The 1582-nt window shown below is 46.8% G+C and carries 1 protein-coding gene; it reads right to left on the bottom strand.

The window, feature by feature from the left end; translation table 11 throughout:
• Nucleotides 1-231: 231 nt before the first annotated feature.
• A complete protein-coding gene (locus tag ABEV74_RS22595; RefSeq protein WP_430149870.1) occupies nucleotides 232-1545 on the bottom strand; it encodes an IS91 family transposase in 1314 nt (437 codons plus the stop codon).
• Nucleotides 1546-1582 lie beyond the last annotated feature (37 nt).

The following is a 1582-nucleotide window of genomic DNA, read 5'->3' as shown; positions in this document are numbered from 1 at the left end:
GGAGAAATTCGTTCCCTGACGGTCCTTTGTTTCGTGCCTCTGCATCACTCTTCAGCAACTTTCCCACGGACATCCTCAATTCTGTATTCATAACCATGTACGCCCTTGTAATATTCGGGGTACATTGCCCCTCCACATACCTCGCATGAAAATTGCGGTGGTACTAGTGGGTCTCCTCCGTCCATAATGTCGAAGCTTCTCACTGTATCGTAAGGTATCGTTTCCTGCTCTTCACACTGCAGGCAAATGTAGTTTATGGCCATCTTGTCTTGCAGGAATTTGCTTAACGGCGCGCTTCCCTGCTTCTTTTTCTTTCCTTGCTTCTTTCTGCTTTTCGACACCGGTGACATCCCGGATCATCCTCTCCAATACAGCTTTACTGTTTGAGCATAACGCCACTTTCACCTTGAGTTGCCCATCTTCTAGGCAGACTTCACCCTTGTACTCATAATAACACTGACACTTTGGACAGGTCATCGGATCGTGCCCGGTCTTTTCTTTAAGACGCTCACTCCATGTTCTGCGGCTAAGCATGCGCTTCGCTCGTACAATCCACTTTCGTGCTGCTTGCTGCCATACACTCACAAGTTTTTTGCACAGGGCCTTGATTCGACGGGAATACACGCCGTAATAACGGATCGTCTTAAAATTCTCGTCCGGAATGTGCCGAATCAGCCTAGCAATGAATTCTTCAACTGTTATTCGCTCTGTCTTCTCTTGTCCATCTGTCTTGTCATGGTATCGGAATTCCACGTATTCTCCGTCATAGTCCACGATCCGCTTTACAGCAATCGCAGGTCTCCTCATGTAACGGCCAATGTATCCAAGCTGTGCCTTTACATTCCCCTTTTGTTTCGGCGCATGCACATAGAAGCCTTCCCCGTTGTTCGAGTAGGCTTTTTGCAATCTAGACTGCACCTGTTTCTTATCTCGTTCATTTAGGTTTCGTCGAATCAGTTTCAATACCACCGTTTGCCATTGCTTGCGTAACATTTCAAACGGTACGAAATCATAGCTTTTCCACTCTCCATTTTTCTTCATCCCGCCCATCGTCACCAGCATGTGTACGTGCGGGTTGAAGTTCAATCTCGAGCCGAATGTATGTAACCCCGCAATGATTCCTGGGGTGATTTTATGTTTCTTTTCGAAATATTCCTTTACGATTCTAACCGCTTCATCCATGAACTCCTTGAGCAGGTGACGGTGCTTTAAGAAGATCTCTCGAAGTCCTTCGTCTATTGTCATGATCACATGACGATGATTGACCTGAAATACATCTTCCTCGAGCAGCCTGCTCCACTCTTCTGTCTCGCCGCATGAACAGGTCGTGCAGAATCTCCCTTTGCAGCGATACGGAACAAGCCGCAGGTCATGGCATCCTTCACACACCAGCAGCTTAAACCCATTCTTTGGATTCCCGCAATCACGGAACTTGGCGACCTCTTTCAGGACATTCGCTCGGATCCTTCCTTCATTCTTCCGGACAAACTTGTCCCAATGGCCATGTTCATCGAAAAAAATTCGCTTTAGGATGTTCGGTTCCATACGTTCAAATTACCAGAAAAAACGAAATGGATGAAGC

The organism is Paenibacillus cisolokensis (genome assembly GCF_050481165.1).
Taxonomy (GTDB): domain Bacteria; phylum Bacillota; class Bacilli; order Paenibacillales; family Paenibacillaceae; genus Paenibacillus_AH; species Paenibacillus_AH cisolokensis.
Note: the sequence above shows the minus strand (reverse complement) of the source record. Positions and strands in the feature narration are given on the sequence as shown.